General features: G+C 63.3%; 5 protein-coding genes and 1 pseudogene. 4 read left to right on the forward strand and 2 right to left on the reverse strand.

The annotated features are described in order from the left end of the window. Position 1: 1 nt before the first annotated feature. Entirely contained in the window at positions 2 to 1018 is a 1017-nt protein-coding gene (locus JZZ72_RS24620) for a hypothetical protein (protein ID WP_210015310.1), read from the reverse strand. Next, positions 994 to 5103 (reverse strand): hypothetical protein, encoded by a 4110-nt coding sequence (locus JZZ72_RS24625; RefSeq protein WP_210015311.1) that lies wholly within the window; start codon positions 5101 to 5103, stop codon positions 994 to 996. The genes JZZ72_RS24620 and JZZ72_RS24625 overlap by 25 nt, the downstream gene beginning before the upstream one ends. Positions 5104 to 5209: 106 nt before the next feature. Here JZZ72_RS24625 and JZZ72_RS24630 point away from each other — a divergent pair, with 106 nt between their 5' ends. From JZZ72_RS24630 to JZZ72_RS24645, 4 genes and pseudogenes are all read left to right on the forward strand, one after another. Continuing rightward, positions 5210 to 5491: a peptidylprolyl isomerase gene (locus JZZ72_RS24630; RefSeq protein WP_043860171.1), complete on the forward strand. Its 282-nt coding sequence runs from the start codon at positions 5210 to 5212 to the stop codon at positions 5489 to 5491. A 69-nt stretch (positions 5492 to 5560) separates the two neighbouring features. Next, a complete protein-coding gene (locus JZZ72_RS24635) occupies positions 5561 to 7402 on the forward strand; it encodes an extracellular solute-binding protein (protein ID WP_229590259.1) in 1842 nt (613 codons plus the stop codon). Beyond that, positions 7399 to 8457 (forward strand): microcin C ABC transporter permease YejB, encoded by a 1059-nt coding sequence (locus JZZ72_RS24640; RefSeq protein ID WP_210015312.1) that lies wholly within the window; start codon positions 7399 to 7401, stop codon positions 8455 to 8457. The genes JZZ72_RS24635 and JZZ72_RS24640 overlap by 4 nt, the downstream gene beginning before the upstream one ends. Beyond that, positions 8457 to 8784: pseudogene (locus JZZ72_RS24645) on the forward strand (ABC transporter permease); the annotation flags it as partial. The gene JZZ72_RS24640 and the pseudogene JZZ72_RS24645, both read left to right, overlap by 1 nt.

Genomic DNA, 8784 nt, shown 5'->3' on the forward strand with positions numbered 1-8784 from the left:
GTCAGTGGGGCTGGCTGATGCCTATCGCGTAGCCTTTCTGGCTTGGGCTGGCACTGCTTACCTGCAGCGTTGCCAGGTCCAGGTAGGTGGGCGAGCCGTTCGTATCAGTAGCACCCAGAAAGCCTTTTTCCGTCATGTCCGGCAGGCCCAGGTTCTGCGCCTTCAGATAGCCCGCGAGGTCGTCTTTTTCAGCTGCGTACACAGCGCTGAAGCGACTGAAGTCGTCGGCTGTCGGCACGTCCAGGCCATAGCTGGCGGCGGCTAGTGCGGCGCCTGGGGCCTGCAGCTCGTGGTCGTAGCTCAACAGGTACAACCCCCTGACCCCTCGGACCGTCAGTGTGTAGCTGCCGATCGAGGCACCGGCAGCGTCCAGTGCGGTAATGGTGACCGGCGGATCCTCTGCATTGCCCAGCAGGCTGACCTTGCCGCTGCTGTCGACACGGGCAACGTCGGTGTTGCTGCTTTTGTAGTTGACGGCCTGTGCGGTGGTGCGGGTGAACTGTGCATAGTCAGGCACTTCTGGCGGCGGGCTGGGTACCTCGGCGGCGGTGCGGAACACGATGTAGTTGCGGCCGCTGAGGTCGACTGTCAGAGGCGCAGCGAAGTTCGCCTTGATGGTGAATGTCAGTACCTGCGACTTCACCCCGTCGACCTCGTAATACACGCGCAGTTGTTGGCCCTCACGGCCAAGCAATATGCTTTTCGCAATATTTTCCCACACCGCCAGTCGGTCGTTGTTCGGGGTGGGCCTTACCTCGTCGTAGAGCACCTTGTTCTGCTCGTCAAGCACAAACAGCCTCAGCACTTTCTGATACCAGCTGGCACTTCTTTGTACCTCTGCACGGGTGAATTCACCCACTGTACCGAGGTCGAGTGCCCCTTCGCTGACATCGTTCATCTTTGGCACGGTGTAGTCGGTCATGTCGTAAACTCCCGCAGGTGGGCAACCGGCGCCAGGTAGCGCCGATTGCAGGGTCATATCGCTCAAAAGCCTCAGGCGCGTGGCGCGCCAGCCCATTCGCCGTCGGCCTCGGCATTGACATCTACCCGGTGGCCGGTGGTCACCTTGTTGCGCAGCGCCGCCTGCACCACCGAACTGTCGCCACCGCCCTGCGGTTGGCCCCACGTCACCACGCGCCCGTCTGACGTCAATGCGGCGAAGCCGTTGGAGTTGGCGTACACCGCACGCACATGCTTCAGTTGGTCGGACACCCGGCTGATATCGCCGCCGGCTTCAGAACGCCCCCAGACCGCCACGGTGCCGTCGCTGCACAGGGCGGCGAACGCCCATGCGCTGCCGGTGACCTGAATGACATTGCGCAGGTCGGCCACAGCCTGTGGCATGTTGCCGCCGTTGTTCGCGTTGCCCCAGGCCACCACCGCACCGTTCCTGCGCCGGGCACAGAAGGCATGCCAGGTGCTGGTGACCTCCACGATGTCAGTCAAATCTGCAATATTTTTCGGCACCGAGCCGCCATGGCTGGCAGCCCCCCAGGCCACCACCTGGCCGGTGGCACGCAAGGCGCTGAATGCCTGGGCCGTGGCCCCCTCCAGGGTGACGATATCGGTGTAATCGGCGATTGCAGCCGGTAACGTGCCGCCATATCCGGCATTGCCCCAGGCAACGACACTATTGTTGGTGCGCCGTGCGGCAAAGGCGGCAAAGTTGCCCTTGACGTAGTAGATGTCCTTGAGGTCGGCGATATTCTTGGGCAAGTTTCCGCCGTTGGCAGCACTGCCCCAGGCTACCAGCGAACCGTCGGCACGCTGCGCTGCAAAAGCGCTGCCGGCACCGTAGACAGCGGTGAAATCCGTCAGGATGAGGATCCCCGGCGGAATGGTCGCACCCTCGGGCCCCACACCCCAGCCAATTAGGCGACCGTCGGCTTTGCGTCCGACAAACGCCCTGGCATTGCTGCGCACTTCGACGAAATTTCCGGTTTCACCTTTAGGCATGGTACCGCCCTCGCCCGCCTGGCCCCAGCACACCACAGTGCCATCGGTCGTGCGTGCGGCATACGCGCTGCGCGTGCAACTGACTTCAGCGATGTCGTCGCGGCCCACCAATGTCTGCGGAATAACTGCCCCATAGGCAATACTGCCCCACCCGACGATATCGCGATCCCCCCCTGAGCGTTCGTTGCGCAGGGCGACAAACGCTGCACTGCCATTGACCGCGGCGTCGATTCCGTTGCCGATGATGTTGGCCGGGTTGAGCTGCACCTCATCGGTTTGCGTGCGCACGCGCAGCGCCTTCCAGGGCTGCTTGTCCATCCAGGTAGTGCCTGCGGTCCAGGTGGGCTCGTCCAGGTAACGCCATTCGGCGAGGATCGGCTGCAGGCTTTGCGCATTGAATGCGCTCAGAATTCGCGAGGTACTGGAGGCGCGGTAGGTGCTCGCGCCGTAGCGGGCGCCGAAAATACGCAGGTTGCCGCTGCCTATCACACGGTTGACGAAATAGCTGTTGGACGGCGAACGTTCCTCCGGGCCGCCGCTGCTACGCTGCAGCGTGTACTCGAGCTTGATCGTGGTGCGATTGCTGGCGTTGATCGTGGCATAGGGTACCGACACGTCGAGGGCCTTGCCCTCGTCGCCCGCCGTGACCACGATCGTGCGGTTGAAGTTGCCTGCCGGCAGCTCGCTCTGCACCAGTACGGTCACCCTGTCACCGCGCAGCAATCTGGCCACGGTGTCGATCCGATACGTTGCACCATTGCGCACATCGTCCGGGTTCAGCTGGTTGTTGGCGGTCGCCTGCACGAATATCGGCAGCGGCAACGCCGCACGCTGTACCCGCAGCGTGACGGTGCCGGAAGTCTGCTCGCGGCCATCGAAGCGGTACACCACGTACTTGACCCGTACATTGGCATCGATGTTGGCCAGCACGTACCTTGCTTCGATAGGGGGCATCTGAAGTTTATCGTTTTGATCTGCCAGAATTGGCCTGGTGACGCTCGTCGAGCCTTGCGGGGCATCGCCATCCCAGAACAGTTCCACTTCATCGCCATGTTTGAGCTGGGCCTCGGCTGGGATCGTGACCACTGCATCGCCCACAGGGCGCAGCGTGCCATTGACCGCGCCCTCCACCACCGGGTCGGGCAGCAGTAACTGGCGCTCTTTGCGACGCAACGAAAGCATGGCAGACACGCGAGTCGGCTGGCCGGCTTCGTAGACCTGGTAGTACACATCGGCTGCCACTGTCAGGTAGTTGCTCCACTCGGCGTGCTCGAAGGTGAACATCACTTTCTTGTCAAGATTGTTCTGGGTCACCGTCATCAGATCGTCGAAGAAGGTACCGCCCGCGTCGGACCACACCACCCTGATGGTCTGGTTGAGTTTCATTCCGGTGTACGGCTCGATGATCACATCGACGCTGGCGGGGACATCAGGATCCAGTTCACCGTCTTGTGCCTGCGGGCAACTGGGTGCCGGCAGTTCCAACTGCGCCACGCCCACTTGCAGCGTGAGAGCCTGTGATTCCAGAGGGCGCCCCAGGCCCTGCCGGCTTACGGTGTAGCTGACTTCGAGCGAACCGCCGCTGAGCGGCTGAATGTTCTGCGGCCCGTTCACGGCAAACGAGATGTCTTTTCCTGCGCTGGCGCTGGTGACCGTTTTGGCGTCCTTGTAGAGCAACGTGCTGCCATCGGAACCGGTGCCTCGCCAGGTGATCTCGATGAAGTCGTCCTTCTCCAGCTGGGCCGCTGCCGGTACCACCACGGTCGCCGTTGCCAGTGTGGCCTCCAGCACGCCGTCGACCGCTTCGGTCACTTGCGGGCTTGGCAGCTTGACGGCAGCGCCGATAAAGTTTGCGCCCACACGCCGGGAGGTCTGTACTACGTTACTTTTATCAGGCTTTCTGGTGAACCAGGTTCTGCCAAAACCCCGCGCCAGCATCTGCACGTGGGCATAGGGAATCTTGAATACCAATATCCGGGGGCTGCTCAACGTTTGCGAGTACTTCAGGGCAATGATCTGGCCTTGCGCCGTGGTGCCTACCCAGTACAGGGTAATCTCATCCCTTGCCTTGAAGCCGAACACCGACAGCGCCGCCACTTGTACTTCCAGGCCATCTTGCGCCACCAGCGCCACATCGATCGGGTCGCCCTCCACGGCTTGCGAGTCTGGGTTGACGATGATGGGCGGCAACAGTTTGTTGGGGTCGATCGATACCTCGATGTAACCGCGCAATGACCAGTCGCTTGCGGGATTGAACACTTCGTCCCAGATCCAGTACACAAGCACCAGCTTTTCGCTGTCGCCGGCCTCGTAGATGAGCTCGGCATCCACCTCGATGACGAGGTCGTTGCCCACCTCGTCAGGTTGCACGATGTACTCGACGATCGAGCCGCCCCAACTCAGGCGAATGGTGTCGTACTCGCGCATGTTCGGGTACGCCGGTACGGTGACTTCCACGCCATACAGCTCGCCATCAAGGAAGTCCTTGATGTCTTCTTCACCCACCACGCCACCGATTGGAGGGCTGGTCAGAAACGGTGGCAGCAACTTGTAGTGCCCGGCGCGATCGGGTTCAGGGTCGTTTCCGCCGGGGTACTTGAGGCGTGCCAGTACCTTGAGCACCAGCGAAGACTCCTTGTTGGTGGAGCCTGCACGCGTGATCACGTAGTAGAGGTCGTGCACGCCCTCCAGCACCTTTTTGGCCGGGATGTAGGTTTCGATGTTCTGGCCGAGCTGTTCCTCGCGGACACTGACCTTCACCGCCGCGATGTTGCTGGTGCCATAGAACACCTCGATCAGATCCCCCGCCAGCATGTTCGGATACGGCTGCACGAATACCTGCATTCCGCGCACCGAATTGACCATCCCCTTGTTCACGCCAACCTGGGCGCCTTCGGTGTATACCGGGGTGATGTAACCTGGAATGTAGATGCGTCGCAGGGCCAGGGTGCCGGCTGCAAATCCTCCGAATGCCGGCGGCCCTCCCACTATGGCATTGAACAGGTCGATCATCGTTTGCAAGCCCGATTGGGTCCCGGGGACAATCAAGTTGTTCGTCATGAAGTTTTCTCCAATCCAGGAAGCCCGAAAGGTATGAACGGGGGAATGGGCTGGAAATGATTCAAAGGCAAAATGTACGAGGCGCACAACTGACACAAATACCAGGTGCCCGGCCAAGGCACGTGCGCACAGGGGGAGGAAATCGCGCGCCGATTGCGCTAGGCTGCACCTTTACTCACCAGGAGCATTCTCCATGGCAAAAGCCACCGCCCGTCACATCCTTGTCGCCAGCGAAGACAAGTGCAACGAACTCAAGGCACAGATCGAAGCCGGCGCCGACTTCGCCGAAATCGCCAAGGCCAACTCCACCTGCCCCTCCAGCCGCCAGGGCGGTGACCTGGGCTCGTTCGGCCCCGGCCAGATGGTCAAGGAGTTCGACACCGTGGTGTTCAGCGCACCGGTGAACACTGTTCAAGGCCCGGTGAAGACCCAGTTCGGCTATCACCTGCTGGAAGTGACCAGCCGCCAGGACTGATCGGCCTTGGCCGCATCTGCCGGCCGTGTCGAGGGTCGGCCCGCTCCTGTGAGAGCGGGCTTGACCCGCATTGTGCTGTTCGCCCTTGCCCCGCTGCTGTTTCTGCTGCCTCCCTGGCAAACCCTGATCGCCGCCCCCAGCCACGCCCTCACCGTCTATGGTGAAGCCCCCCGCTACCGCGCCTCGTTCAGCCATTTCGACTACGTCAACCCGCAAGCCCCGAAAGGTGGAAGCCTGCGTCGCTCGGCGCTGGAAATCGGCGGTTTCGACCATGTGCTGCCCTACATCGACAAGGGCACCGGGGTCAGCGAGGTGGACGGCTGGCTGTATGCACCGCTGGCCATTCGGTCACTGGACGAGCCCTATACCGTGTACGGCCTGATCGCGCAAAAGCTCGAGCGCAGCGCCGATGGGCTGTGGCTGCGCTTCTACATCGACCCGCGTGCGCGTTTTGCCGATGGCCGCCCAGTGCGTGCCGAGGATGTGCGCTTCACCTACCAACTGCTGCTGCGTGAAGGCAACCTCAAGTACCGCACGCAGTTTGCCGACGTGGCTGCTGTGGTGGTCGAGACGCCCCTGCAGGTACGCTTCGACTTCAAGAACAATCAGAACCGTACCCTGGCCCTGGACCTGGCGTCGCTGCCGGTATTGCCCGAGCACGCGCTCGACCAGGATGCATTCACCAACGGCGGCGGCTTCCAGGCGCTGGTGGGTAGCGGCCCGTACCGCATCGCACGGGTCGACAACGGGCGCAGCATCACCTTCGAGCGCAACCGCGACTGGTGGGCACGGGACCTGCCGGTCAATCGTGGGCGCTACAACTTCGACCAGCTGAAGATCGAGTATTTCGGCGACACCGACGTGGCGCGCCAGGTGCTGCGCGGTGGCGGTTACGATTACAACCGCGAGTTCTCCGCCACCGGGTATTCGATCGGCTACAACGGCCCGGCCCTGGACGACGGGCGCCTGCAACGTGCGCACCTGGCCCGAGGGGCGCCGCAGAACGCCCAGGGCTATGTGTTCAACCTGCAGCGCCCGATGTTCCAGGACCGGCGCGTGCGCCAGGCGCTGGGCCTGCTGTGGGATTTCGAATGGAGCAACCGGCAGATGATGCGCAACCTGTACATCCGCCAGCAGAGCTTTTTCGCCAACAGTGCGCTGGCCGCCCGCGCCCTGCCCGACCGCGCAGAGCTCGCCCTGCTCGAACCCCTGCGTGCCCAGGTGCCGGCCGAGGTATTCGACCGGGTGTTCGAGGCGCCGCGCACCGACGGCTCGGGGCTGATCCGTGACAAGCAGCTGCAAGCCCTCGCTCTGCTGCAGCAGGCCGGCTGGCGCCCGCAGGGCGATCAGCTGATCAATGCCCGGGGCGAACCGCTGAGCTTTACCTTCCTCAATGGCCAGTCGGGCCTGGAGCGCCTGCTGCTGCCGTGGAAACGCAACCTGGCGCAGATCGGCATCACCCTGGACATACGCCGCATCGACGCGGCCCAGTACGTCAACCGGCTGATGGCCCGTGACTACGACATGATCGTCACTGGCTACCCGGTGTCGCCCTCGCCCGGGCCGGAGCTTTACAGCTACTTCGGCTCGGCGGCGGCTACCGACCCTGGCTCGAACAACTACATGGCCCTGCAGGACCCGGCGGTGGACAGCCTGATCGACGGCCTGGTCAAGGCCGCGAGCCCGGCCGACATGCTGCGCCATGCCCATGCGCTGGACCGGGTGCTGCAATGGAACTACTACTGGATCCCCAATTACTACCCGCCCGGCGCCTCCACGGTGTGGTGGAACCGCTTCGGCATCCCCAGGGTGCAAGCCAGCAATGACCCGGCGCTGGACACCTGGTGGGAGGTCAGCCCCACCCCGCTGACCACGGCGCAGATGGCCGAGCGCCTGGAGGCTGCGCCATGACTGCGTACATCCTGCGCCGGCTGCTGCTGATACTGCCCACCCTGCTGATCATTCTGCTGGTGAACTTCGTGATCATCCAGGCGGCACCGGGCGGCCCGGTAGAACAGGCCGTGGCGCGCCTGCAGGGTATCGGCGGCGGTGCGCCGGGGGCCGGCAGCGACACGCTGCACAGCGACTCGCGGGCCAGCCGCGGGCTGGACCCCAAACTGCTGGAGACCATCAGACGCCAGTACGGCTTCGACAAGCCGGCCCACGAGCGGCTGTGGCTGATGCTCACTCGCTACGCCCAGCTGGATTTCGGCAGCAGCTTCTTTCGCGGTGCCAAGGTCACCGATCTGATCCTGGACAAGTTGCCGGTCACCCTCTCACTGGGCCTATGGGCCACCCTGATCACCTACCTGGTGTCGATCCCGCTGGGCATCCGCAAGGCCATCCGCCACGGCAGCGCTTTCGATGCCTGGAGCAGTGCGCTGATCGTGATCGGCTACGCGCTGCCAGCGTTTCTGTTCGGACTGTTGCTGATCGTGCTGTTTGCCGGTGGGACCTCGCTCAACTGGTTTCCGGTGCGCGGGCTGGTGTCGGAGAACTTTGCCGAGCTGAGCCTGGCCGGCAAGCTGGCCGACTATTTCTGGCACCTGGTGCTGCCGGTGGGCTCGCTGGTGATCGGCGGTTTCGCCACCCTCACCCTGCTGACCAAGAACGCCTTCCTCAACGAGATCACCCGCCAGTACGTGGTCACCGCGCGGGCCAAGGGCCTGAGCGAGCGTCGGGTGCTGTACGGGCATGTGTTTCGCAACGCGATGCTGCTGGTGGTGGCGGGCATTCCCCAGGCGCTGATCACGGTGTTCTTCGCAGGCTCGCTGCTGATCGAAGTGATCTTCTCGCTCGACGGCCTGGGCCGCATGAGCTACGAGGCGGCCGTGTCGCGGGATTACCCGGTGGTGTTCGGTTCGCTGTTCATCTTCACCCTGTTCGGCCTGTTGATCCGCCTGCTGGGCGACCTGTGCTACACCCTGGTCGACCCGCGTATCGACTTTGCCACGAGGCAGCACTGATGCGGCGCCTGTCGCCGTTGTCCAGGCGCCGGCTGGCGAATTTTCGGCGCAATCGCCGCGGCTGGTTCTCGCTGTGGGCGTTCGGGCTGCTGTTGCTGCTCAGCCTGGGGGCGGAGCTGGTGGCCAACGACAAGCCGCTGCTGCTGGGCTACCAGGGCAGCCTGTACTTCCCCGCCTTCAAGCGCTACACCGAACAGCAGTTCGGCGGCCAGTTGCCGTTCCAGCCCGACTACCGCAGCCAGTACGTGCGCCAGCTGATCGAGGGCCAGGGTGGCTGGATGCTGTTTGCCCCGATCCCCTTCAGCGCCGACACCCCCAACTACGACC

Source organism: Pseudomonas palmensis (genome assembly GCF_017848315.1).
GTDB lineage: Bacteria > Pseudomonadota > Gammaproteobacteria > Pseudomonadales > Pseudomonadaceae > Aquipseudomonas > Aquipseudomonas palmensis.

What these genes read in the sequence shown, in the direction of transcription:
- JZZ72_RS24620 (WP_210015310.1), bottom strand. Translation starts at nt 1,018, where the DNA reads ATGGGCTGGCGCGCCACGCGCCTGAGGCTTTTGAGCGATATGACCCTG.
- JZZ72_RS24630 (WP_043860171.1), top strand. Translation starts at nt 5,210, where the DNA reads ATGGCAAAAGCCACCGCCCGTCACATCCTTGTCGCCAGCGAAGACAAG.
- JZZ72_RS24640 (WP_210015312.1), top strand. Translation starts at nt 7,399, where the DNA reads ATGACTGCGTACATCCTGCGCCGGCTGCTGCTGATACTGCCCACCCTG.